At 70.3% G+C, this 23,828-nt stretch carries 24 protein-coding genes and 1 pseudogene; 13 read left to right on the top strand and 12 right to left on the bottom strand.

Annotation, left to right across the window (positions count from 1 at the left end; translation table 11 throughout):
• Positions 1–115: 115 nt before the first annotated feature.
• Together ACI2L3_RS36235 and ACI2L3_RS36230 are read left to right on the top strand one after the other, a co-directional pair.
• Positions 116–967 carry a helix-turn-helix domain-containing protein gene (locus ACI2L3_RS36235; protein ID WP_404756688.1) on the top strand — a complete coding sequence of 284 codons (852 nt, stop codon included), beginning with the start codon at positions 116–118 and terminating at the stop codon, positions 965–967.
• Positions 968–979: 12 nt separating this feature from the next.
• Positions 980–1,171: a hypothetical protein gene (locus ACI2L3_RS36230; protein WP_404756687.1), complete on the top strand. Its 192-nt coding sequence runs from the start codon at positions 980–982 to the stop codon at positions 1,169–1,171.
• 270 nt (positions 1,172–1,441) lie between these two features.
• Here ACI2L3_RS36230 and ACI2L3_RS36225 read toward each other — a convergent pair whose 3' ends face one another.
• The 4 genes from ACI2L3_RS36225 to ACI2L3_RS36210 all read right to left on the bottom strand — a co-directional run bounded on the left by ACI2L3_RS36225 (position 1,442) and on the right by ACI2L3_RS36210 (position 5,266).
• Positions 1,442–2,932, bottom strand: coding sequence for a GntP family permease (locus ACI2L3_RS36225; protein WP_404756686.1), 1,491 nt, complete (start codon positions 2,930–2,932; stop codon positions 1,442–1,444).
• A 111-nt stretch (positions 2,933–3,043) separates the two neighbouring features.
• The gene (locus tag ACI2L3_RS36220; RefSeq protein ID WP_404756685.1) at positions 3,044–3,457 is read right to left on the bottom strand and encodes a RidA family protein; all 414 of its coding nucleotides are present in this window, start codon (positions 3,455–3,457) and stop codon (positions 3,044–3,046) included.
• A 7-nt stretch (positions 3,458–3,464) separates the two neighbouring features.
• Positions 3,465–4,223 (bottom strand): IclR family transcriptional regulator, encoded by a 759-nt coding sequence (locus tag ACI2L3_RS36215; RefSeq protein WP_404756684.1) that lies wholly within the window; start codon positions 4,221–4,223, stop codon positions 3,465–3,467.
• Positions 4,220–5,266: a sugar kinase gene (locus tag ACI2L3_RS36210; protein ID WP_404756683.1), complete on the bottom strand. Its 1,047-nt coding sequence runs from the start codon at positions 5,264–5,266 to the stop codon at positions 4,220–4,222. The genes ACI2L3_RS36215 and ACI2L3_RS36210 overlap by 4 nt, the downstream gene beginning before the upstream one ends.
• A 139-nt stretch (positions 5,267–5,405) precedes the next feature.
• Between ACI2L3_RS36210 and ACI2L3_RS36205 the strand changes: the two genes are divergently transcribed.
• On the top strand, positions 5,406–6,725 hold the full coding sequence (locus tag ACI2L3_RS36205) for an amino acid deaminase (RefSeq protein WP_404756682.1): 1,320 nt from the start codon (positions 5,406–5,408) through the stop codon (positions 6,723–6,725).
• Positions 6,726–7,042: 317 nt separating this feature from the next.
• Positions 7,043–8,665, top strand: a pseudogene (locus tag ACI2L3_RS36200) (amidohydrolase family protein); the annotation flags it as partial.
• A 43-nt stretch (positions 8,666–8,708) separates the two neighbouring features.
• Here ACI2L3_RS36200 and ACI2L3_RS36195 read toward each other — a convergent pair.
• Positions 8,709–9,584 carry a trypsin-like serine peptidase gene (locus ACI2L3_RS36195; protein WP_404756681.1) on the bottom strand — a complete coding sequence of 292 codons (876 nt, stop codon included), beginning with the start codon at positions 9,582–9,584 and terminating at the stop codon, positions 8,709–8,711.
• A 109-nt stretch (positions 9,585–9,693) separates the two neighbouring features.
• Positions 9,694–10,404: a hypothetical protein gene (locus ACI2L3_RS36190; RefSeq protein WP_404756680.1), complete on the bottom strand. Its 711-nt coding sequence runs from the start codon at positions 10,402–10,404 to the stop codon at positions 9,694–9,696.
• A 178-nt stretch (positions 10,405–10,582) separates the two neighbouring features.
• Between ACI2L3_RS36190 and ACI2L3_RS36185 the strand changes: the two genes are divergently transcribed.
• Positions 10,583–11,122 (top strand): hypothetical protein, encoded by a 540-nt coding sequence (locus tag ACI2L3_RS36185; protein ID WP_404756679.1) that lies wholly within the window; start codon positions 10,583–10,585, stop codon positions 11,120–11,122.
• On the opposite strand, the gene ACI2L3_RS36180 is transcribed toward ACI2L3_RS36185, so the two are convergent.
• From ACI2L3_RS36180 to ACI2L3_RS36165, 4 genes are all read right to left on the bottom strand, one after another.
• The gene (locus ACI2L3_RS36180) at positions 11,049–11,336 is read right to left on the bottom strand and encodes an SCO5918 family protein (protein ID WP_404756678.1); all 288 of its coding nucleotides are present in this window, start codon (positions 11,334–11,336) and stop codon (positions 11,049–11,051) included. The genes ACI2L3_RS36185 and ACI2L3_RS36180 overlap by 74 nt on opposite strands.
• Before the next feature lie 77 nt (positions 11,337–11,413).
• Positions 11,414–12,835, bottom strand: a complete 1,422-nt coding sequence (locus ACI2L3_RS36175; protein WP_404756677.1) for a DEAD/DEAH box helicase — start codon at positions 12,833–12,835, stop codon at positions 11,414–11,416.
• A 302-nt stretch (positions 12,836–13,137) separates the two neighbouring features.
• A complete protein-coding gene (locus tag ACI2L3_RS36170; protein WP_046930152.1) occupies positions 13,138–13,341 on the bottom strand; it encodes a cold-shock protein in 204 nt (67 codons plus the stop codon).
• 299 nt (positions 13,342–13,640) lie between these two features.
• Entirely contained in the window at positions 13,641–13,985 is a 345-nt protein-coding gene (locus tag ACI2L3_RS36165) for a MerR family transcriptional regulator (RefSeq protein ID WP_404756676.1), read from the bottom strand.
• A 240-nt stretch (positions 13,986–14,225) separates the two neighbouring features.
• Here ACI2L3_RS36165 and ACI2L3_RS36160 point away from each other — a divergent pair, with 240 nt between their 5' ends.
• The 3 genes from ACI2L3_RS36160 to ACI2L3_RS36150 all read left to right on the top strand — a co-directional run bounded on the left by ACI2L3_RS36160 (position 14,226) and on the right by ACI2L3_RS36150 (position 15,663).
• Complete coding sequence (locus tag ACI2L3_RS36160) at positions 14,226–14,603, top strand: hypothetical protein (RefSeq protein ID WP_404756675.1); 378 nt, start codon at positions 14,226–14,228, stop codon at positions 14,601–14,603.
• A 171-nt stretch (positions 14,604–14,774) separates the two neighbouring features.
• Positions 14,775–15,194, top strand: coding sequence for an Hsp20/alpha crystallin family protein (locus tag ACI2L3_RS36155; protein ID WP_404756722.1), 420 nt, complete (start codon positions 14,775–14,777; stop codon positions 15,192–15,194).
• A gap of 70 nt (positions 15,195–15,264) precedes the next feature.
• Positions 15,265–15,663 (top strand): DUF2267 domain-containing protein, encoded by a 399-nt coding sequence (locus ACI2L3_RS36150; RefSeq protein ID WP_404756674.1) that lies wholly within the window; start codon positions 15,265–15,267, stop codon positions 15,661–15,663.
• 127 nt (positions 15,664–15,790) lie between these two features.
• Here ACI2L3_RS36150 and ACI2L3_RS36145 read toward each other — a convergent pair whose 3' ends face one another.
• Positions 15,791–16,642: a serine protease gene (locus ACI2L3_RS36145; RefSeq protein WP_404756673.1), complete on the bottom strand. Its 852-nt coding sequence runs from the start codon at positions 16,640–16,642 to the stop codon at positions 15,791–15,793.
• Positions 16,643–16,845: 203 nt separating this feature from the next.
• Between ACI2L3_RS36145 and ACI2L3_RS36140 the strand changes: the two genes are divergently transcribed.
• Both ACI2L3_RS36140 and ACI2L3_RS36135 read left to right on the top strand, forming a co-directional pair.
• A complete protein-coding gene (locus ACI2L3_RS36140) occupies positions 16,846–18,057 on the top strand; it encodes a pyridoxal phosphate-dependent aminotransferase (protein WP_404756672.1) in 1,212 nt (403 codons plus the stop codon).
• A gap of 92 nt (positions 18,058–18,149) precedes the next feature.
• Complete coding sequence (locus tag ACI2L3_RS36135; protein WP_404756671.1) at positions 18,150–18,560, top strand: hypothetical protein; 411 nt, start codon at positions 18,150–18,152, stop codon at positions 18,558–18,560.
• 86 nt (positions 18,561–18,646) lie between these two features.
• Here ACI2L3_RS36135 and ACI2L3_RS36130 read toward each other — a convergent pair whose 3' ends face one another.
• On the bottom strand, positions 18,647–20,500 hold the full coding sequence (locus ACI2L3_RS36130) for a phosphoenolpyruvate carboxykinase (GTP) (protein ID WP_404756670.1): 1,854 nt from the start codon (positions 20,498–20,500) through the stop codon (positions 18,647–18,649).
• A gap of 296 nt (positions 20,501–20,796) precedes the next feature.
• Here ACI2L3_RS36130 and ACI2L3_RS36125 point away from each other — a divergent pair, with 296 nt between their 5' ends.
• The 3 genes from ACI2L3_RS36125 to ACI2L3_RS36115 all read left to right on the top strand — a co-directional run bounded on the left by ACI2L3_RS36125 (position 20,797) and on the right by ACI2L3_RS36115 (position 23,811).
• On the top strand, positions 20,797–21,513 hold the full coding sequence (locus ACI2L3_RS36125) for a hemolysin III family protein (protein WP_404756669.1): 717 nt from the start codon (positions 20,797–20,799) through the stop codon (positions 21,511–21,513).
• A 125-nt stretch (positions 21,514–21,638) separates the two neighbouring features.
• Positions 21,639–23,159, top strand: a complete 1,521-nt coding sequence (locus tag ACI2L3_RS36120; protein ID WP_404756668.1) for an MFS transporter — start codon at positions 21,639–21,641, stop codon at positions 23,157–23,159.
• A 4-nt stretch (positions 23,160–23,163) separates the two neighbouring features.
• Positions 23,164–23,811, top strand: coding sequence for a TetR/AcrR family transcriptional regulator (locus ACI2L3_RS36115; protein ID WP_404756667.1), 648 nt, complete (start codon positions 23,164–23,166; stop codon positions 23,809–23,811).
• Positions 23,812–23,828 lie beyond the last annotated feature (17 nt).

Here is a 23,828-nt window from a genome sequence, read left to right as displayed (position 1 = left end):
GGTGGCTCGTCTCCCTGACGCGGGCCCGCCCCTCCCAGGGAAGGAGGACGAGGGCAGCCCCGCGCGATGCACTGCCAACTGCCGTGCGTAGCTTGTACGTCGCGGAGGGAACGGCATGGCAGCGAGGACATCGCCCACGGAGCGCCAGAAGCGGTTGGGCGCCGAAGTTCGGAGGATGCGTACGTCAGCAGGCATCTCCGCCGAGTACGCGGCCGGGCTGCTCGGCGTGGACCGGGGCAAGATTTCCCACATCGAGACCGGGGTCCGCGCCATCAGCCAGGAACGGCTGCGCACGCTGGCCTGCAATTGCGAGTGCCGGGACAAGACGTACGTCGACGCACTGGCGGACATGGCCCAGCCGGGCCCACGAGGCTGGTGGGACAAGTACCGCGGATCGCTCCCTCAAGGCCTGCTGGACATCGCGGAGTTGGAGTTCCACGCCGTACGCATGCGTGCCGCATACACCGTGCACATCCCCGGCCTGCCCCAGACCTCGGACCATGCGCTGGCGCTGTTCCGTGTCGTGATCCCGGAACTTCCACCGCACGAGGTCGCCCTGCGCCTCGCTCATCGCGTGGAGCGTCAGCAGGTCCTGGAAGGGGGCAGCCCACCCGAGTTCGTAGCCCTCGTCCACGAGGCCGCTCTGCGCATGCAGTTCGGCGGCCGGGATGTGGCGCGCGCCCAACTCGAACACCTGCTGAAGAAGTCCGAGCAGGCCAACGTGACGCTCCTGGTCATCCCGTTCGAAGCCGGAGCGTTTCCCGGCGCCGGACAGACGGTGCTGTACGCCGAGGGTCCGGTGCCGCAACTGGACACCGTGCAGATCGACAGTTCCCACGGCCCCGACTTCCTGCATGCCGAGGGCCAGCTGGCGAAGCACCGGGCCCACTTGGACTGGATGGAGAACGTCGCCCTGTCACCCGAGGACTCACGCAGCTTCATCCGCACCATCGCCGGCCAACTCTGAGGAGACGTTCCGATGCCCGACATCAACTGGGAAGACCCCTTCTGCGGCGAGGGAAACTCCTGCTTCCGCATAGGCACCGACGCCACCGGCAACGCCTACATCGCCATCGCCGGCCAAGAAGACCGCTACCTCACCGACACCCGCGAAGCCCTCCGCACCCTCATCCACGACATCAAGGCGGGCAAGGCCGACCACCTCCTGTAGCGCCCGGCACGCCGAGGGCCCCCGGCAAGCGCTGCCGGGGGCCCAGAAATCGGTGAGGAAACCTCACTGGAGAACAGGAACCGCTCTCCATATCCCGGGCCGCGGCGCTCCATCAGTCCCTGTTGGCGGTGCACGAGTATGTGACGCCCCGATTCCCAACTTCACGCAGCTGCCTGGCCATTGCACTGATGACGCTACCGCCGGGTACTCGGCGCACACAATGAATAGCGGGCTTCTTTAACGAGACGTGGATGGCCGTGCCCGGAGCCGCTACACGAACAGGCTCACCAGAGCCGCCACCGCGAACCCGGCCAGGGAGAGCACCGACTCCAGTACGGTCCACGTCTTCAGCGTGTCCCGCTCGCTGATGCCGAAGTACTTCGCGACCATCCAGAAGCCGCCGTCGTTGACGTGCGAGGCGAAGATGGAGCCCGCCGAGATCGCCATGATGACCAGGGCGACGAAGGCCTGGGAGTGGTCGCCCTCGGCGAGGAGGGGGGCCACGATGCCGGCCGTGGTGACGATCGCGACCGTCGCCGAGCCCTGGGCGACGCGCAGCACGAGGGAGAGCAGGTAGGCGAGGACGATGATGGGCAGGCCCACGTCCTGGAACGTGTCCGAGAGGGCCTTGGCGACACCGCTCGCCTTCAGGACCGCGCCGAAGATCCCGCCGGCGCCGACGACGAGCAGGATGTTGCCGACCGGCTTGAGGGACGACGTCGACACCGTCTCGAGGGACTTGCGGGACCAGCCGCGCCGGATGCCCAGCAGGTAGTACGCCATCAACAGCGCGATCGTCAGGGCCACGAACGGGCTGCCGAAGAACTCGATGACCGAGCGGAAGGTCGAGGGGTCGAAGGCGATCGAGGAGAAGGTGGCGAGGAGGATCAGGAACAGGGGCGTTCCGATGATCGTGAAGACGATGCCCAGCGGCACCGGCTTCTCGCGCGGTTCCACCCCCGCCGCGCGCTGCTCGGCGACGACCGCCGCCTTCGCCTCTTCCGCGGCCTCGACCATGTCCTGCGGGACAGGAACGAAGATGCGCTTGCCGACCCACGCGGAGAACACCCACGCGGCGAGCACCGCGGGGATGCCGCAGACGATGCCCATCAGGATGACCCAGCCGAGGTCGACCTTGAGCAGACCGGCGGCGGCCACCGGGCCGGGGTGCGGGGGCAGGAACGCGTGGGTCATGGAGAGACCCGCGAGGAGGGGGAGGCAGTAGAGGAGGATCGACTTGCCGCTGCGCTTGGCGGCGGCGTAGACGATCGGCGCGAGGACGAAGATGCCGACGTCGAAGAAGACGGGGATGCCGAAGACCAGACCCGTCAGGCCCATCGCGAGCGGGGCGCGCTTCTCGCCGAAGAGACCGAGGAGGCGGGAGGCCAGCACCTCGGCGCCGCCCGAGACTTCGAGGATCGCGCCGAGCATCGTGCCGAGCCCGATGATGATCGCCACATGGCCGAGGATGCCGCCCATGCCCGACTCGATGACCGAGACGGCGTCGGACTTCTGGACGGTGCCGAAGAGTTCGGTGACGGAGAGGCCGGCCGCGAGGCCGACGGCTATGGAGACCGCGAGGAGCGCCACGAAGGGCTGCAGCCTGACCTTGATGATCAGGAAGAGCAGGAGCAGGATGCCGAGCGCGGCGACGGTGAGCAGGCCCGCCGTGCCGTCGATCAGGGCGAGGAGACCGCCGGTGTGAGGTGGCGTCTCGGCGGCGGGGGCGGCCGCGAGCACGGCGGTGTGGGACGGGGACATCGTTGACCTCGTAAGTGCATGGGGCTTTCAGGCAGGGGGGATCGCGGCACGGCGCCGCGGAAGCGGGCGCCGTGCCGTGACGACGTACGGCTTGCTGGGTGGTGATGCGCGTCAGCTCAGGACGGCGAGCGCGTCGATCTCGATGAGGAGGCCGGCCGGGAGACCGACATAGACCGTGGTGCGGGCGGAGGCGGGGGCCTTCAGGCCCTGCTCCTCGAAGTACGCGTTGTAGATCTCGTTCATCTCCGCGAAGTGGTCGACGTCCGTGAGGTAGACGCGCATCATCATCACGTCGTCCCAGGTGGCGCCGCCCTCTTCGAGGATCGCCTTGACGTTGGCGAAGGTCTGGAGGGTCTGCTCGCGCAGGGTCGGGCCCGCGGGGGTGGGGGCCTTGCCCTCCTCGGCGGGGAGGAAGCCGACCTGACCGGCGACCTGAAGGATGTTGCCCTTCTTCACGCCGTGGGAGAACTTCGCGGGCGGGGTGGTGTGGGTGGCCGGGGTGAGAGCGGTCTTCTCAGTGGTCATGACGTGCTCAGGCTTCCTTCAGGGGTGACTTGCCGGAGTACTCCCGGCTGATGGCCTCCGCGGTGCGGCGGACCAGCGGGAGCAGCGTGAGGAGTTCGTCGGCGGTGACGACGACGTTCGGCGCGGAGACCGACATGGCGGCGACGACCCGCCCGTCCGCACCGCGGATGGGGGCCCCGATGCAGTTGATGGACTCCTCGTGGCCACCGAGGTCGGTGGCCCAGCCCTGTTCGCGCACCTTGTCCAGCTCCCGCAGGAACGCGGCGGCGTTGGGTGTCGAACGGGACGTGTAGGTGGGGTAGTCGAGCTTCTCCGCGATCGCGCGGCGCTCGGCTTCCGGGAAGTCGGAGAGCAGCAGTTTCGCCACGGCGGCGACGGTGATGGCCACCGGTTTGCCGATGCGGGAGTACATCCGCACCGGGTAGCGGCTCTCGACCTTGTCGATGTAGAGGACCTCCCCGTCCTCGTGGACGGCGAGGTGGACCGTGTGGCCGCACTTCTCGTTGAGGGCGAGGAGGTGGGGGTGGGCGATCTCGCGCACGTCGAGGTTCTCGACGGCCTCCTGGGCGAGCGCGAAGAGGCGCGCGCCGAGGCGGTAGCGCTGGTCGGTCTGGCGGAAGACCAGGCCGTGCTCGTGGAGGGTGCGCAGGAGCCGGAGCGCCGTGGACTTGTGGACGCCGAGCCGGTCGGCGACCTGGCCCAGGTCGGCGGGGCCCTCGGCGAGCAGCGGCAGGATCGAGAGCGCGCGGTCGACGGTCTGGCTCATGGGGTACGTACCTCCTCGTCGGCCCCGGTTTCCTCCGGGACGTGATCCGTCCAGCCGGGGCCGAGACGAAGTGTCTCCCAGGCGGCGTCGTCCAGGGCGGCGAGGCGGTCGGCGTGTGCGCGGGCGGGGGGCGGTGCGAGGTCGCCGGGGACGGTGAGCGCGGCGGCGGCCATGAGGTGGCCGTGGCGCAGGCGGTGTGCGGCGGACAGCCCGCGCAGGGTGGCGGAGAGGAATCCTGCGGCGAAGGCGTCACCGGCTCCGACGGGTGCGACGACGTCGACGTGCAGGGCGGCCTGGAAGACGGGGTCCTCGCCGCGGCGGAAGACGGTCGCGCCGCGGCTGCCCTGCTTGACGACGAGGGTGGCGGGCTCGGGCAGGGCGGCGCGGATCGCGTCGGGGCCGCCGGTCACGCCCCAGGCCGTCGCGGCCTCGTCCTCGCCGACGAAGACGAGGTCGGCGCCGCGGGCGAGGTCGAGCAGGATCCCGGGCCCGTCCGGCGCGTCCTTCCACAGCCCCGGGCGGTGGTTGACGTCGAAGGAGAGGAGCGGGCCGCGGTCGGCGCGCGGGGCGCAGAGGTGGCGTACGAGATCCAGGCAGTCGGCGGAGAGCGCGGGCGTGATGCCCGACAGGTGCAGGATGCGGCCCGCGGTCAGGGCGTCCTCGTCGACGGAGCCCGGCGACATGGCGGAGGCGGCGGAGCCCGCACGGTAGTAGACGACTTCGTGGGCGTCGGTGTCGCGGTCGTCGGCGGTGCGGAAGTAGATGCCGGTGGGGCGGTGCGGGTCGCGGCCCACGGCGGAGGTGTCCACTCCGTAGCGGGCGATCGTCTCCACCAGGTGGTCGCCGAAGCCGTCGGCGCCGACGCGGCTGACCCAGCGGGTCGTGTGCCCGGCGGCGGCGAGCGCGCACAGGACATTCGACTCGGCGCCGCCGATCCCGCGGTCGAAGGAGGGCACGTCGGCGAGGCGGCCGGGGCGCGCGGGCAGGAAGGTGACCATGGACTCGCCGAGCGCCACGACGTCCACTGCTGCCTGTGCGGTCACGTTCTTTCAACCCCTCAGCCGGCCGCCGGATCCGTTGACCCGGCGTTGGCTCGGATGTTAGACAGCAGTAAGCGACATACGCAATGACCGTTGCAAATACTGCAACGCGCTCTTGAACGCACTCCTGGAGGAGGCGCCCATGGCCGCCGACAACGCCGTCGACACCGCCCTCGACCGTCCCACCGGTTCAGCCGCCGCCCGGCTCGCCGCACTTGCGGACGAGCGGGTCGACCACCGCTTCAAGGGGCTGCCGCCGGACGCGGAGGGCCTCACCGTCGGCGAGCTCGCGGCCCAGCGCAGGAACCTCTTCACCGGCGGCTTCACCACACCGGTCCTCGCCCTCTCCGCCGAGCGCCTCGAACACAACCTGGCCCTCATGGAGACGTACGCCGAACGCCACGGCCTCGCCTTCGCCCCGCACGGCAAGACGTCGATGGCCCCCCAGCTGTTCGCCCGCCAGCTGGAGCGGGGCGCGTGGGGCATCACGCTCGCCGTGCCCCACCAGGTGCGCGTGGCACGGGAGTTCGGCGTCTCCCGGATCTTCCTCGCCAACGAACTCGTCGACGCGGCGGCCCTGCGGTGGCTGGCGGGCGAGCTGGACTCCGACCCGTCCTTCCGCTTCATCTGTTACGTCGACTCCGTACGCGGCGTCGAGCTGATGCACGCCGCACTCGGCGAGGCGGGCGCGAGCCGTCCCGTCGACGTGGTCGTCGAACTGGCCGCGGGCGACGGGGCGCGCACGGGCGCCCGTTCCGAGGCGGAGTGCTTCGAGATCGCCAACGCCGTCGCGGCCGCCGACACGCTGCGGCTCGTGGGCGTCGCCGGGTACGAGGGCGAGGTGCCGGAGGCGTCGACCGCGAACGTCACGGCGTGGCTGCGCCGCCTCGTCGCGCTCCTTGCCGACCTCGACAAGGCGGGGCGGTTCACGGATCTGCCGGAGGTCGTGGTCAGCGCGGGCGGCAGCGCGTGGTTCGACGCGGTGGCGTCCGTCTTCGCCGAGATCCCCGCACTGTCGCTGCCCGTCCTGAAGCTGCTGCGCTCCGGTGCGTACGTCTCGCACGACGACGGCCACTACCGGCATCTCACGCCCTTCAACCGCGTCCCGGAGGAGGGTGCGCTGGAGCCCGCCTTCCGCCTCTGGGCGCAGGTGGTGTCCCGGCCCTCCTCGGAGCAGGCGTTCACCAACGCGGGGAAGCGGGACGCGGCGTACGACCTGGACCTGCCCGAGGCGCAGGTCGTCCGCCGGGGCGGCGTGGAGCGCCCCGCGACCGGGGTCACCGTCACCGGTCTCTCCGACCAGCACGGGTGGCTCCGTACCTCGCCGGAGGCGGAGCTCGCCGTGGGCGACTGGCTCGGCATGGGGTTGTCGCACCCGTGCACGGCGTTCGACAAGTGGCAGTTGATTCCGGTGGTGGAGGCGGACGGAACGGTCACGGACTACGTCCGTACGTTCTTCTGACCTGACGCCCGTGGGGGGCGGCCCTGTCCCGCCGCTCCGCGGCGGATACCTCCCACCCACCCACCCGTTCACCCCGCACCGCCCAGCAGGACCAGAAACAGGCCCGCCGCTTCGCGGCGGATGCTTCCCACCCACCCGCCCGTGCACCCCGCGACGCAGGGCGGGAGTAGGAGCCACCGTTCGCCGCCGGCGGTGGGAAAGCCCCGCCGGGGCCACCCGCACCCGACGACGAAAGCCGCACGGGTGGTGCGGGTGGGAACAGAAAAACCCGGCCGGAGGCCGGGTGCAGCACAGCGGACCCGCAGTCAAGCGAACAAGAGAGGCACCTCATGGACCTGGTGATCCGGGACGCACGCGTCATAGACGGCACCGGAGGTGCCTCCTACCGCGCCGACGTAGGCGTACACGAGGGACGGATCGCGGAGATCCGGAAAGAGGGGGAGGGCCCCCGCCCGACAGGGCGGGCCACCCTCGACGCCCAAGGCCTGGCGCTAGCCCCCGGCTTCATCGACATGCACGCCCACAGCGACCTCGCCCTCCTCAGAGACCCCGCGCACACCGCGAAGGCCGCCCAGGGCGTCACCCTGGAGGTCATCGGACAGGACGGCCTGTCCTACGCACCCGTGGACGACCGCACGCTGGCCCAGGTCCGCCAGGCCATCACCGGCTGGAACGGCGACGGCAGCGACATCGACTTCACGTGGCGCACCGTCGGCGGTTATCTCGACGCCCTCGACACCGCCCACGGCGGCCGCGGCATCGCCGTGAACGCCGCGTACCTCATCCCCCAGGGCACCGTCCGCATGTACGCGCTGGGCTGGGACGACCGCCCGGCGACCCCCGCCGAGCTGGACCGCATGAAGGAGCTCGTCGCCGAGGGGATGCGGGAAGGCGCCGTCGGCATGTCGTCCGGGCTCACCTACACCCCCGGCATGTACGCCGACGACTCCGAGCTCACCGAACTCTGCAAGGTCGTCGCCGCCCACAAGGGCTACTACTGCCCGCATCACCGCAGTTACGGCGCCGGCGCCCTCCAGGCGTACGAGGAGATGGTGAACCTCACCCGGACCGCGCACTGCCCCCTGCACCTGGCCCACGCCACCATGAACTTCGGCGTGAACAAGGGGAAGGCCCCGGATCTCCTCGCCCTCCTCGACGAGGCGCTCGCGGGCGGCGCCGACATCACCCTCGACACGTACCCGTACACCCCCGGCTGCACGACCCTCGTCGCCATGCTGCCCAGCTGGGCGAGCGAGGGCGGGCCCGACGCGATCCTCGCCCGGCTCCGGGACGACGCGACCGCCGAGAAGATCCGCCATCACATGGAGGTCATCGGCGCCGACGGATGTCACGGCGTACCCATCGAGTGGGACACGATCGAGATCTCCGGAGTGAGCGATCCGGGGCTCGCCTCCTGCGTGGGGAAGACGATCCAGCAGTCCGCCGACGCGCGCGGCGAGGCGCCCTGGATCACCGCCCGGCGCCTGCTCGTCAACGACAACCTCGGCTCGACGATCCTCCAGCACGTCGGCCACGAGGAGAACGTGCGGGCGATCATGCGTCACCGCGTGCACACGGGCGGCAGCGACGGCATCTTGCAGGGCTTCAAGCCGCACCCGCGCGCGTACGGCACGTTCCCGCAGTATCTCGGGCGGTACGCGCGGGAGTTGGGCGTCATGTCGCTCGAGGAGACCGTCGCCCACCTCACGTCGCGGCCCGCCGCCCGCCTCCGGCTCCCCGACCGGGGGGTCGTCCGCGAGGGCTACCGCGCCGACCTGGTCCTCTTCGACCCGGAGACGGTCGCGGCGGGGTCCACCTTCGAGGCCCCCCGCACGCTGCCGACGGGCATCCCGCACGTCCTGATCGACGGCCGGTTCGTGATGCGGGACGGCCGGCGCACGGACGTCCTCGCGGGACGCGCCGTACGCCGGACGCCCTGACGGATCAGGCAGGCCGATCAGGCGGGCCGATCAGGCAGAGGGATCAGGCGGGCCGGGGCAGCTTGCAGCCCTTGCGGTTCAGGTCGATCTCGCTGCCCTTGCCGACGCACGGCACGATCCCGTACGTCTGCTGGGCGTAGTTGATGCCCTTGCGCACGGTCACGTTGCCCTTGCGGTCGATCTCACAGGGGTTGTTGAGGGTGCAGCGCTCGCCGTCCTCGTTGCCCGTGTTGTTGACCGCGGTGACCTTGCCGGTCTTGTGGTCGATCACCGGCGAGCCGGACGTGCCGCCGATGGTCTGGCAGGCGGGGGTGTAGCGGACGGAGTCCTTCCAGGTCCACTCGCCCTCCTTCATGCGGTGGACGAACCCGTCGATGTTGCAGCTGTAGGTCTTCTTCCAGTAACCGGAAACGACGGTGATGGCCCGACCCTTCACCGGGTGGTCGTCCTCCAGCTCCAGCGCCTTGATGCCGTACTTCTTCGTGATGTCGCGGTAGCTGGCGGTGAGCCGGTAGAGCGTGATGTCGGTGTCCGTCATCGTCGCGTAGGAGACCTTGGACGCCTTGAGCGTCGCGACGTCGTTCGCCTTCGCGTCGAGCAGTTTGAAGGTGCGGGTGGACGGCTGGTCGACGATGACCTCACCGGCCGCGGGGAAACCGGTCTCCAGGCAGTGGCCGTTGGTGAGGACGAGTGCCGGGTCGCCCGGCTTGGACTTGGGCGTGCGGACGACCGAGCCGGAACAGTTGCTGAGCGCCACCGTCCCCGCGAAGTCGACCGCCTTGGCCTTGGTCGTGGCCTGCGGCTGCCGGGCCGGCCAGTCACTGCCCCCGGCGCTCCCCGCGAACGCGGGTATCGCGCTCGCCCCGGTCAGCGCCAGCGCGATCAGTCCGCCCGCGACCACGTTGCTCTTCTTGCCCATCTGTGGAGCCCCCCTCGTGACGTACGACTGTCGTGCGCCTGTCGTGTGATTGTCAGACGGCATTCTTGGGGTCCCTGTGCAGCCGGACAAGGGGTGGAACTCTTCCATTTCACCCACGTGGTGTGATGCGGACAGAGTGGGCACCCGGACCCGAACCGACGGTCAGCGTGCGGGACTTGGCGTTCCAAGGAGCCCAATTCCCGTTGTCGTTGGACCAGTACGCGAACCCCGCCCCCATGTCGTCGGCCATCCGCTGCGCCTTCTCGACGTACGCCATGGCCCCCGGCAGCCCCACGTCGAGCCCGAACTCGCCGATGACCACGGGCACCTCGATGCCGTCCTGGTAGAGCCGGGCGAGCGGCCCCGACTCGAACGCGGGGCCCTGCACGCTGCCGCCCCAGGGCTCGTTCATCAGGTCGTACCCGATGACCGTGTCGTCGTCGGCGAAGCGCCGGGCCACCTCCCGCAGGGCACCGACGTAATGCTTGCGCAGATCACGCCCGCCGCCTTCGACCGTCCCCCAGAAACGGTCGAAGGCGCGGACGGTCCCGGGCTCGGCGTAGCCGAGTTCCCAGGGGTCAGTGGGGGCGGACGCAAGACCGTCCATTTCCGTGGCCCACGCGGGGGCGCCGTTGCCGCCGACGCGCGGGCCGTACAGGTCCTGGTGCATGTCGAGCAGGACGTCCTTCTCCGCGATCCACGGCATGCCGTCCGCCGCCTGCTTGGCGCTGTTCGCCGTGGACAGACCGCGCAGGACCAGTGCGCGCCCCTGCCGGTCGGTGATCCACCGGTGGCCGGTGGCGGTGTCGGCGCGCCCCACCCCCCGCGCCCTGCGGGCCGACGGCGGCCAACGGCGCGGCGGCGACGGCGAGCACGACCGCGCCCACCGACCAAGTGCGCCACGCCGCAACGGACTTCATGGCCGGGATGGTAGATCGCGCGACCCCCGCCGCAACAGACCTGAGCATTGTTCACTTTCTTCGGCCGGACCCCTGTCCGTGGTGGCCGGCGTCTGCCTGCTGCTGGTCCTGGCGCACGGCAGCGCCACCCTGCTGACCGCTTTCACGGCGCGGGCGGGCCTTTCGGCCGTACCGAGCGCGCTCGGCGTGCCCTTCGCGCTGCCGGGGCTGCGGACGACACCGCTGGGCGCGACGGACTGGGCCCGGCAGCTCTGCGAGAACTTCGCCGCGCTGCTCCTGGTCGCGGTGGCCGCCGCGCGCATGCGCCGCCACCTGCGCGTACGTCCCGGCGGGGGCCGGGGCGGTCGGCTGCTCGCGGGCTGGACGGCGCTGATCGCGGGCTGGACGGCGCTGATCGCGGGCGCGGCGGCGGCGGGCGCGTGGCGGGGTCCGGTCGCGGCCCGCATGGTGGAGGCGGGCGCCCTGGGCTGGCTGCCGGGCGCGGCGGCGCTCACGGCGCGACGCCCGCCGCACGCCGCACGCCGCGCCACTGTGATCCGGTCGGTCAGACGATGGTCGTGGGCCAGGCCGTCTCGACGGGCTCGGGGGCGGCCGGGGCGGGAGCGGGGCGGCAGGTGAAGCCGAGGCCCGTCAGGGCCCTGGTGACCTCGGCCGCCGAGAAGTCGCGGCGGTCCTGCCGGGTGATCACTTCCCCCACCTGCTTGACGGGGTAGTGCCGGCGGCCGACGATCACGGACTCGCCGGTGACGGGTTCGGGCTTGACGCCCTTCATGGCCGCCTCCACCTCACTTTTGAAGAGGTCGAACGGGAAGCGGGCGATGACGCAGCGCATGGTGCCTCACAGAGGGAGAGGGCCGGGAAGTGAGTCGAACGGGGCTCCGGGCCGGCGCGGGCCGGCCCGGTCCGGGTTCAGGCGGCGGAGTCGGTCCGCGTGCGGGCGGCGTAGGCGCGGCGCGCGCGGCCGTCGCGGGGGCGGCGGCCGCGGGACGAGGAGCCGCCGCGCTCGGCGGCCGCCTTCGGCGGCGCCGGGATGGTCACCGGGGTGCCCGAGGGGGCCTGGGCGCCGGTGATGCGCGCCAACTCGGGCTCTCCGGAGGCCACTTGCGAGGTGTGCGGCCGGATGCCGGCGGCGGCCATCAGCCGGTTCATGTCGCGGCGCTGCGCCGAGGTGACCAGGGTGACGACGCTGCCCGAGCCGCCGGCCCTGGCGGTGCGGCCGCCGCGGTGCAGGTAGTCCTTGTGGTCGGCGGGCGGGTCCACGTTGACGACGAGGTCGAGGTCGTCGACGTGGATGCCGCGCGCCGCGACGTTCGTGGCGACGAGCGCGGTGACCTGGCCGGACTTGAACTGGGCCAGGGTGCGGGTGCGCTGGGGCTGGGACTTGCCGCCGTGCAGGGCCGCCGCGCGCACGCCGCTGTTCAGCAGGTGCGTGGTGAGCCGGTCGACCGCGTGCTTGGTGTCCAGGAAGAGGATCACCCGGCCGTCGCGGGCGGCGATCTCCGTGGTGGTGGCGTACTTGTCGGCGCCGTGGACGTGCAGCACGTGGTGTTCCATCGTGGTGACCGCGCCCGCGGAGGGGTCGACCGAGTGGACGACGGGGTCGCTGAGGTAGCGGCGGACCAGGAGGTCGACGTTGCGGTCCAGGGTGGCGGAGAACAGCATCCGCTGCCCGTCGGGCCGCACCTGGTCGAGGAGCTCGGTGACCTGGGGCAGGAAGCCCATGTCGGCCATCTGGTCGGCCTCGTCGAGCACGGTGATGGCCACCTGGTCCAGGTGGCAGTCGCGCCGCTCGATGAGGTCCTTGAGCCGGCCGGGCGTCGCGACGACGACCTCGGCCCCGGCGCGCAGCGCACCGGCCTGCCGTCCGATCGACATGCCGCCGACCACGGTGGCGAGCCGCAGCTTCACCGCCCTGGCGTACGGGGTGAGGGCGTCCGTCACCTGCTGGGCGAGCTCGCGGGTGGGGACGAGGATCAGGGCGAGCGGGCGGCGCGGTTCGGCGCGCTGTCCCGCCGTACGGGTGAGGACCGCGAGGCCGAAGGCGAGGGTCTTGCCCGATCCGGTGCGGCCGCGGCCCAGGACGTCCCGGCCCGCGAGGGAGTTCGGCAGCGTGGCCGCCTGGATCGGGAAGGGGGTGGTGACGCCGAGCCCGGTGAGGGTCTTCAGCACACCGTCCGGCAGACCGAGCGCGGCGAAGTCCTCGACGGGGGGCAGCGCCGGGGTGACGGTGACCGGCAGCGCGAACTCCCCCTGGAGCGCGGCGGGGCGGCGGCCCCGCCCCTTGGGGCGACTGTCCGGGCGTCGGCTGTTTGTGCGACTTGAGCGGTTCATGGAGAACCTTCCTCGATGCGGCGCGTATCGAGGAATTCTCGCGAGGCACCGACCGGTGCCGAGAATCGCTGGAACGGCCGGGGTAAATGAAAAACAATCCCGACCGCCGGTGAAAATTTATTCCCGGTTCGGCCGGAGAAAAGCGTCGCACTCTCCGGCGGGATCCACCGGGGTGCCGACCACTTCAAACCTCAAACCATCAATCTTTCGGGGATGCCGACTCGGCATGAACTCCCCGGAAACGCAACGAGCCGGGGCCCGCACCCAAGGTGCGGGCCCCAGCTACGAAGTGCGCGTCAGCGTCAGGCGGGAACGATGTTCTCGGCCTGCGGGCCCTTCTGGCCCTGCGTGACGTCGAAGTTCACCTTCTGGCCCTCCTGCAGCTCGCGGAAGCCCTGGGTGGCGATGTTCGAGTAGTGCGCGAAGACGTCAGCGCCGCCGCCGTCCTGCTCGATGAAGCCGAAGCCCTTTTCCGCGTTGAACCACTTCACGGTGCCAGTAGCCATGTCATATCTCCTTCGGGGCATTGCCCAGGAGCCCACACTGTGCGGACTCCGCGTCGCCGCGATGATTACCCCGTCCGGAATGACCGGCAATACAAAGTGCCCCAACCGGCGTCATAAAGCCGACGGAGCACTTGGAGTCTCTGGAAACCACAACTGCAACTGATAACGACAGTAGCACGGCATGGAGCCCGGCGCAGGGTTTTCCATATCGCTCGCCGGTCGGCTTATAAACCCTCATCGCGCATCACGCGAAATTCTGCATTTGCCGTCACAGATATATGGCAGCGCGAGGCACAGCCTCAGGAGGCCGGCGCCCCCTCGGACCCGGCGGGACGGCGCAGCTGCTCGTTGATCCGCAGCGCGTCCTCCAGCTGGTCCTCGAGGATGACGATGCGGCAGGCCGCCTCGATCGGCGTGCCCTGGTCGACGAGCTCACGGGCGCGCGCCGCGACGCGGAGCTGGTAGCGGGAGTAGCGGCGGTGGCCGCCCTCGGACCGCAGCGGCGTGATCAGGCGGGCCTCGCCGACCGCCCGGAGGAAGCCCGGCGTGGCGCCGATCATCTCGGCGGCCCGGCCCATCGTGTAGGCGGGGTAGTCGTCGTCGTCGAACCGGTCGTTGCCGTGCGAGGGGTTCTCTGGGGGCATTTGCACCTCTTCTGGAACGCGTCGAGGGGCCTGGCGCCGTACGGCACCAGGCCCCGAGGGGTTTTCACGCCATCTGCCGGCCGTGTGTGCCGACCAACTCGTCATGTCTTCCTCTGGCTATGCCAGGAACTCTAACAACGGTAGTTCCGCATGTCTATCGCAGCCGCGATAGATTTCCGGAATCAGCGGGAGCGGGCTCCGGCGCCCGCTCGCCGCTCGGCATCGGTAGGCTGACCAGTCATGTCGAAGCCTGACGAGCTGCTCGTTGACATCGCCACCCTGGTGGAGTCCGAGCACAGCAATCAGATGTCCCTCACCGTGGTCGTCGCCGGTGCCGTCATCACCGGACGGCTGGCCCCCGAAGCCCTGTGGCGGCGCCGTGTCGCCGAAGTCCTGAAGGACTCCGACCGGCTGGCGCCCTTCGCCTCCGCGTTCGTGGCCCCGGAAGCGGAATCCGGCCCGCCGCGGGATGCCGAGCCGCCCACCCATCTGCACTTCCATCTGGCCCGGATCCTGCAGGGCAGCCTGGGCCTGCCCGAGACCGGCGGGATGTACCGCATCGCCCTCCGTGACGTGAGCGCCTGGACCGTCGGAGACCTCAGCTACTCCGACAGCTGACCCGCCTGCCACCCGAGAAGCCCGGGGAGGCCGCGGCGGCCCCCGGGAAGCCCCGGCTCAGTGATCCCACATCCAGGGACCTGAGTCGGGGCTTGTCAATTTTTCTCCTCCGGGCTATATAGAAAACCGTAGGGCATCGCACCCAGCACCTGAGGAGAGGAGTGACCCGTGATGCTCATGCGTACCGACCCGTTCCGCGAGTTCGACCGCCTCGCCCAGCAGGTCTTCAGCAGCGCCCGGCCGGCCGGGATGCAGATGGACGCCTACCGCGAGGGCGACGAGTTCGTGGTCCACTTCGACCTGCCGGGCGTCGACCCCGAGTCGATCGACCTGGACGTCGAACGCCACGTCCTGAACGTACGGGCCGAGCGCCGCTCCCCCGCCCCCGAGGGCGTGGAGATGATCGCGGCCGAGCGGGCCACCGGCAGTTACTCGCGCCAGCTGTTCCTCGGCGACACCCTGGACACGGAGCGGATCGACGCCTCGTACGAGGCCGGCGTCCTGACGCTGCGCATCCCGGTGGCCGAGCGGGCCAAGCCGCGGAAGATCCACATCAGCGGCGGCGGCGACCGCAAGCAGATCGACAGCTGAGCCGACCGACGAAACAGACCGACGAAACAGATCGACGGAACAGACCGACGAAACGGAGGAGAAGGGCACGATGAGGTGGAGCGAACTCATCGAGACGGTGAAGGAATCCGGCCAGTACGCGAGCGCCGCGGAGGCGGAGCGCGTGACGCGCGTCGTGCTGGCCGCCCTCGGCGGCCACGTCATCGGGGACGAACGCGTCGACCTGGCGCGGCAGTTGCCCCCGGAGGCGGCGCAGGTGGTCGCCGAGCAGATTCCCGCCATGCGGCCGCTCACGGCCGCGGAGTTCGTCGAGAGTGTGGCGCTGCGCCTGGAGGGTGCCACGCCGGCCACCGCCCGATGGGACGTCAGCTCCGTCCTCACCGCCCTGGCGCGGGCGGTCGACACGGACCTCGTCGACCGCCTGCTGTGCCTGCTGCCGTCCGGCTACGCCCTGCTGTTCGGCAGGGCCGAGCTGGCACCGGCCGCGTGAGCCGTGTGAGCGTCTGACGCGCGGGTGCCGTCCGGACTCCCGGGAGAACCGGGCTTCCGGACGGCACCCGCGGCCGTGCGGTGCGGTCGCAGCTACTTCAGCTGTAGCCGCTTCAGCGCGATTGGGGCTACTTCATCCGGGCCGGCTTGGGGAGTTCGCAGCCCGGCCGGCTCAGGTCTATCTTGTTGCCCGCGCCGACGCAGGGCACGATCCAGTAGGTCTGCTGCGCGTAGTTGATGCCTTCGCGGACGGTGACCTTGCCGTTCTCGTCGACCTCGCACGGGTTGTTGTCCGTGCACCTGCCGCCGCTCTCGTTGCCGGTGTTGTTGACGGCGACGACCTTGCCGGTCGCGTCGTCGATCACCGGGGAGCCCGAGGTGCCGCCGATCGTCTGGCAGGCGGGGGTGTAGCGGACCGAGTCCTTCCAGGTCCAGCTCCCCTCCTTGAGGCGGTAGGCGAAGCCGTCGATGTTGCACTTGTACAGCTTCTTCCAGTAGCCGGACGCGACGGTGATCGCCCGGCCCTGCTCCGGCCGCTTCGAGTTCAGCTCCAGCGCCTTGATGCCGTACCGGCTCTCGATGGCGCTGTAGGTGCTGGTGAGCTGGTAGAGCGACATGTCCGTGTCGGTCATCGTGCCGTACGCGATCTTGCTGGCCCGGACGGTCCCGGCGTTGCCGCCGGAGGCGTTGAGCAGGGTGAAGCTGCGGGTCGACGCCTTGTTGACGATGACCTGGCCGGGCGCGGGGAAGCCGCCCTCCAGGCAGTGGCCGTTCGACAGGACGAGCGCGGGGTCGCCGGGCTTCGAGTCGGGCACGCGCACGACGGAGCCGGAACAGTTGCTGAGCGCCACCGTTCCCGCGAAGTTGACGGCCTTGGCCCGGGGCTCGGCGGGCCGTTCGTCGCTGGCGGCCGTCGCGGGTGCCGCCGTCGCTCCGATGAGCAGAGCGGCGAAGCACACGCCGACGAGAGGCTTCTTCATGTGGGGGGTCCCCTCCGATGACTGAGTGACCGAAGTTCCCTTCGGTTTGTCATGCGCATTGTTGGGGCCCCCGGCCCGTGAGGACAAGACCACAAACGGACACAACCCACCGCTGACAGAACACTCCCCCGGTGCCCCCGCACGCCCCTCTTGTGTCGGAAAACACGAAGCGGCCCGTCCGGCCCGGCCGTAAGCTCGCGGACATGCAGGTCATCCAGTCGACGAAGCTCTCCAACGTCTGTTACGAGATCCGGGGCCCGGTCCTCGAGGAGGCGATGCGGCTGGAGGCGGCCGGGCACCGCATCCTCAAGCTGAACACCGGCAACCCCGCGGCCTTCGGCTTCGAGTGCCCGCCGGAGATCCTGGAGGACATCCTCCGCAACGTCGGCGACGCGCACGGCTACGGCGACGCGAAGGGCCTGCTCGCCGCCCGCCGCGCGGTCGTCATGCACAACCAGACCCTGGGCATAGAGACCGACGTCGAGCACGTCTTCATCGGCAACGGCGTCTCCGAGCTCATCGTGATGGCCATGCAGGGCCTCCTCGACGACGGCGACGAGGTCCTCGTACCGGCGCCCGACTACCCTCTGTGGACCGCGGCCGTCTCGCTCTCCGGCGGCACCGCCGTGCACTACCGCTGCGACGAGCAGTCGGAGTGGATGCCGGACCTCGTCGACATCGAGCGCAAGATCACCGACCGCACCAAGGCGCTCGTGATCATCAACCCGAACAACCCGACCGGCGCCGTCTACGACGAGGCGATGCTCCGCGGCCTCACCGACATCGCCCGCCGCCACAACCTCCTGGTCTGCTCGGACGAGATCTACGACAAGATCCTCTACGACGGCGCGACGCACACGCCGACCGCCGCCATCGCCCCGGACCTGCTCACCCTCACCTTCAACGGCATGTCGAAGGCGTACCGCGTGGCGGGCTACCGCGTCGGCTGGATGGCGATCTCGGGCCCGAAGGCGCACGCGTCCTCGTACATCGAGGGCCTGACGATCCTCGCCAACATGCGCCTCTGCGCGAACATGCCCGGTCAGCACGGCGTCGTCGCGGCGCTCAGCGGACGGCAGACGATCAACGATCTCGTCCTGCCGGGCGGCCGGCTCCTGGAGCAGCGCGACACCGCGTACGACCTGCTGACGCAGATCCCCGGCGTGAGCTGCGTGAAGCCGAAGGGGTCGCTCTATCTCTTCCCGCGGCTCGACCCGAAGGTCTTCAAGATCAAGGACGACCGGCAGATGGTGCTCGACCTGCTGCGCGCCGAGAAGATCATGGTCGTGCACGGTACGGGCTTCAACTGGCCCGAGCCCGATCACTTCCGCGTCGTGACGCTGCCGACGGCGAAGGACCTCGCGGAGGCGGTCACCCGGATCGGCACGTTCCTGGACGGCTACAGCCAGCCCTGACCCGACGCCGGCCGCCCGGCATTGGGACCGACTCAACTTTAGACAGGATCTAAGCTAGGATGGCTTTCAAGCAACCGTCTGGAGGCCGTTCCATGTATGAGCCGATCCGCACCAAGTCGGTCCACTCGATGGCCGACGACGCGGGCTACCCCCACCGCTCCCGCGAGGAGGAGCTGGACATCCAGCTCGCCGGGCACCTCGCGGCGCTGCTCGCCGTCACCGACGAGCTGCGCGCGCTCACCCCGTCCGCCGAACTGGACGACGCCGCCGAGCAGCTGGCGTACCAGGTGGCGCGCCTGCGCGGCGGCGTACACCCGCCCCGTTCCGCTGTCGCCGCGGCAATACACGAACCCCACCTGTCCGCCCTGCACCAGCGTGCCCACGCCCTCGCGGGCCGTGCCCTGGTCGTGGCGGCCTCCCGCGCCGACACCGCGGCCGCGATCCTGGCCGCCGGGCGCATGGACGCCCACGCGGACGCCTCGCGCCTGGTCGGCGCCCCCTGATCGGCCCCGGTCCGCGGCCGGGAAGGCCACGGACCGGGTGCCACCCACTCTGACGCCGTCGGCGCCGGCTCGGCTTCGGCTCGGCGTCAGCCGAGACGCTTCACCAGCGCGCGGTACTCGTCCCACAGCTCCTTGGGCGTGTGGTCGCCGAAGGTGTTGAGGTGCTCGGGGACCAGGGAGGCCTCCTCGCGCCAGACCTCCTTGTCGACCGTGAGCAGGAACTCCAGGTCGTCCTTGGCCAGGTCGAGGCCTTCGGTGTCCAGCGAGTCGACCGTCGGCAGGATGCCGATGGGGGTCTCGACGCCCTCGGCCTTCCCGTCGAGGCGCTCCACGATCCACTTCAGGACGCGGGAGTTCTCACCGAAGCCGGGCCACACGAACTTGCCGTCGGCGTTCTTCCGGAACCAGTTGACGTAGTAGATCTTCGGCAGCTTGGACTGGTCCGGCTTGTCCGCGCCGACCTTCACCCAGTGCGCCATGTAGTCGCCCATGTTGTAGCCGCAGAACGGCAGCATGGCGAACGGGTCGCGGCGCAGCTCGCCGACCTTGCCCTCGGCGGCGGCGGTCTTCTCGCTCGCCACGTTCGCGCCGAGGAAGACGCCGTGGTTCCAGTCGAAGGACTCGGTGACCAGCGGGACGGCCGAGGCGCGGCGGCCGCCGAAGAGGATCGCCGAGATCGGCACGCCCTTGGGGTCCTCCCACTCGGGCGCGATGATCGGGCACTGCGAGGCGGGCGTGGTGAAGCGGGCGTTCGGGTGGGCCGCGGGGACGCCTGACTCCGGGGTCCAGTCGTTGCCCTTCCAGTCGGTGAGGTGGGCGGGAGTCTCCTCCGTCATGCCCTCCCACCAGACGTCGCCGTCGTCGGTGAGCGCGACGTTCGTGAAGACCGAGTTGCCCCAGAGCGTCTTCATGGCGTTGGCGTTGGTGTGCTCGCCGGTGCCGGGCGCGACGCCGAAGAAGCCGGCCTCGGGGTTGATCGCGTAGAGGCGGCCGTCCTCACCGAACCGCATCCAGGCGATGTCGTCGCCGATGGTCTCGACGGTCCAGCCGGAGATCGTGGGCTCCAGCATGGCGAGGTTCGTCTTGCCACAGGCGGACGGGAAGGCCGCGGCCACGTACTTCGACTCGCCCTGCGGCGGGGTGAGCTTCAGGATGAGCATGTGCTCGGCGAGCCAGCCCTCGTCGCGGGCCATGACGGAGGCGATGCGCAGGGCGTAGCACTTCTTGCCGAGCAGGGCGTTGCCGCCGTAGCCCGAGCCGTAGGACCAGATCTCGCGGTCCTCGGGGAAGTGCGAGATGTACTTCGTGGTGTTGCAGGGCCACGGCACGTCGGCCTCGCCCTCCTGGAGCGGGGCGCCGAGCGTGTGGACGGCCTTGACGAAGAAGCCGTCCTCGCCGAGCTCGTCCAGGACGTGCTGGCCCATCCGGGTCATGGTGCGCATGGAGACGGCGACGTACGCCGAGTCGGTGATCTCGACGCCGATGGCGGAGAGCGGGGAGCCGACCGGGCCCATGCAGAAGGGCACGACGTACATGGTGCGGCCGCGCATAGAGCCGCGGAAGACGCCGCCCTGCTCGTCCTTGCCGCGGAAGATCTCCCGCATCTCGGCGGGGGCCTTCCAGTGGTTGGTCGGGCCCGCGTCCTCTTCCTTCTCGGAGCAGATGAAGGTGCGGTCCTCGACGCGCGCGACGTCGGTCGGGTCGGAGGCCGCGTAGTACGAGTTCGGGCGCTTGATCGGGTCAAGCTTCTTGAACGTGCCCTTGGCGACGAGCTCCTCGCACAGGCGCTCGTACTCGGCCTCGGATCCGTCGCACCAGACGACGCGGTCGGGCTGCGTCAGTTCGGCGATCTCGTTGACCCAGGAGACGAGCTCCCGGTGGTTGGTCGGGGCAGCGCCCTGGGGTGCTGCCTGCAGGGGAGCCGCGATGTCGCGCGCCACGATTGCTCCTAATCGAGGGGTTTTTGGGATGTATGCCCCGTGGGGGCTGCGACCCGGACGCTTCACGTGTACTTACTTTGGCGCTCATCCGGTGCCGACCGCACTCATTTGATCATCCGACGCGTACGCGCATCTGTCCAGAGGGCTTCACACTTGAGCGGCGTGAGCATCGCCACTTGTACGGGTACGGGTGCGGGGGTACTGATCCGTCCCCTTCTGGCGCGGACCTGTCCCCTTCTGGCGTGGATCCGACTGCTTGATTTCCGACTTACGGACCCGTCGGTACGATGCGGCACATGACCGCTCACGTCCCCGAAGCGATCCCGCAGCACGCGGACACCCCCTCGCTCGTCCCGTCTCCGGACTCCATGCCGCTCCCGGTGAAGCCGAAGATGCGCGGCTGGCTGCACGCCGGCATGTTCCCCGCGGTGGTCGTGGCGGGCCTGGTGCTCACCGCGCTCGCGGACTCGCCCCGCGGCCGGCTGGCCTGCGGGATCTTCGCCCTGACCGCCTGCCTGCTGTTCGGTGTGAGTGCGCTGTACCACCGGGGCAACTGGAGCCCCAGAGCCGACGGCATCCTGCGCAGGCTCGACCACTCCAACATCTTCCTGATCATCGCGGGCACCTACACCCCGCTGACGCTGCTGCTGCTCCCCGACGCGAAGGGGCAGTGGCTGATGTGGGGCATCTGGGGGGCGGCCGTCGCCGGCATCGCCTTCCGCGTCTTCTGGGTCGGCGCCCCGCGCTGGCTCTACACGCCCTGCTACATCGCGATGGGCTGGGCCGCCGTCTTCTTCCTGCCTGACTTCATGCGTACGGGCGGCATCGCGGTGCTCGTCCTGGTCATCGTCGGCGGAGTGCTCTACAGCGTGGGCGGCGTGATCTACGGCATCAAGCGCCCGAACCCGTCCCCCCGCTTCTTCGGCTTCCACGAGGTCTTCCACTCGCTGACGCTGGCCGCCTTCGCCGTGCACTATGTGGGCATCTCACTGGTGGCGTACCAGCACGGCTGAGCCTCACCCCTCCACTCCAGTGGCCGCGACTTCCGAGTCGCGGCCACTTTTTCGTACCCGGACGGACCCCGCCGCCCCCGACTCAATGTTGACAGTACCCATCTTTTGAGAGCTACTCTCATTTCATGGTGACTGTCACAGATCCGCCTGCCGCCGCCCGGCAGGACCCCCGACGCTGGTGGGCCCTCGCCGCCCTGGTCGCGAGCATGCTCGTGCTCGGCTTCGACATGACGATCCTCAACGTCGCACTCCCGACGATGGCCGAGGAGCTCGGCGCGAGCACCGGTGAACAGCAGTGGATGGCTGACGCCTACGTGGTCGTCTTCGCCGCGCTGATGCTTCCGGCCGGACTCCTCGGCGACCGGTTCGGGCGCCGCCGGATGCTGATGACAGGGCTCGGGATCTTCCTGGCCGGCTCGCTGATCGGCACGCTCGTCGACGACGTCGCCCTCGTCGTCGTGGCCCGTGCCGTCATGGGCATGGGCGCCGCCCTCGTCATGCCCCTCGCCATGGCCGTGCTGCCCGCACTCTTCGGACCCGGCGAGCGGACCAAGGCCGTCGGCATCGTCTCGGCCGCCTCCGCGCTCGGCGCCCCGCTCGGACCGATCGTCGGCGGCTGGCTGCTCGACCACTTCTGGTGGGGCTCGATCTTCCTGATCAACGTCCCCATGGTCGCGATCGGCCTCGCCGCCTGCCTGTTCCTGCTCCCGGAGACCCGCGATCCCGCCGCCTCGAAGGTCGACACCGTCTCCACGGCCCTGACCGCCGCCGGTCTCGGCGCGCTCATCTACGGCATCATCGAGGCGCCGGGGCGCGGCTGGGGCGACCCGCTGGTCCTCTCGGTGCTGACCGGTGGCGTCCTCCTCATCGCCGCCCTCGTGCTGCGCGAGCGCCGGATGACGCGGCCCATGCTCGACATGTCGCTGCTGCGCGACCGAGGCTTCTTCCTGAACACGATGGCGGCGACGCTGGTGATGTTCGTGCTGTCGGGCCTGATGTTCGTGCTGCCGCAGTACCTCCAGGCTGTCCTCGGCAACGACGCGTTCGGCACCGGCATACGGATGCTGCCGATGATGGGCGGTCTCCTCGTCGCCGCGAAGGCCGCGGAACCGGTCGTGCGGCGGTTCGGGCCGCGTGCGGTGATCAGCGGCGGGCTCGTCGTCCTCGCCTTCGCCGCGATCCTCGGCAGCCGCACGGAGGCCGACAGCGGCTACGGCTTCACCGCGCTGTGGCTCTCGATCGCCGGTCTCGGCTTCGGCCTCGCGATCGTGCCGTCCATGGACTCGGCGCTCGGCGCGCTGCCCGTGGAGCGCGCGGGCTCCGGCTCGGGGCTGCTCATGACCGTACGACAGGTGGGCGGCGCCCTCGGGATCGCGCTGCTCGGCTCACTGCTCGCCGGGGCGTACGCGGGCCGGCTCGACACCGGGGGCCTGCCCGGGCCCGCGGCCGACACCGCCGGTGACTCGGTGGTCGCCGCGCACGGGATCGCGGAACGGCTCGGCACACCGGGGCTCGTGGAGTCGGCGAACTCCGCGTACGTGCACGGCATGGACCTCGTCCTGCTGGTCAGCGGAGTCGCCGCGCTGGTGACGGCGCTGTTCGTCGCCGCGCTCCTGCCCACGGCACGGACCGATGCCCGACAATGAGGTCATGACGGCCGCACGTATCTCCGCCCCCGAAGGCGCCCCCGAAAGCGCCCCCCGGCTGGGCCTCCGGGAGCGCAAGAAGCTCAAGACCCGCCTCGCGATCCGTGAGGCGACGTACCGGCTGATCCGGGAGCAGGGGTACGAGGCGACGACGGTCGAGCAGATCGCGGAGGCGGCGGAGGTCTCGCCCTCCACCGTCTTCCGCTACTTCCCGACCAAGGAGGACATCGTCCTCACCGACGAGTTCGACCCCGTCCTGGAGCGGGAGTTGCGGCAGCGCCCCGCCGACGAGCCGATCGTGGAGTCGCTGCGGCACGTGCTGCGGGGGGCCGTCCGCCTCAATTACGCGGAGGAGCCCGAGGTGTCACGGCTGCGGACGAAGCTGATGACCGAGGTGCCCGCCGTGCGCTCCCGGATGCTGGAGAGCATGTCGGTCACCGGCGGCATCCTGTGCCGCGTCATCGCGGAGCGCACCGGCCGTGACCCCGGCGACCTGGAGGTGCGGACCTTCTCCATGGGGCTGATCGGCGCGCTCACCGAGACCGCGGCGTACTGGGCGGAGCACGACCATGAGGACGACCTGGGCGCGCTCGTGGACCGGACCCTCGACATGCTGGCGCACGGGTTCTCGGGAGCGGAAAATTCCGGGTGACGCCCGGTCCGGCGTGC

It is taken from the genome of Streptomyces sp. NPDC029674 (assembly GCF_044903205.1).
Lineage (GTDB): Bacteria > Actinomycetota > Actinomycetes > Streptomycetales > Streptomycetaceae > Streptomyces.
The sequence above is the reverse complement of the archived record's forward strand: the minus strand, read 5'-3'. Positions and strand labels throughout refer to the sequence as shown.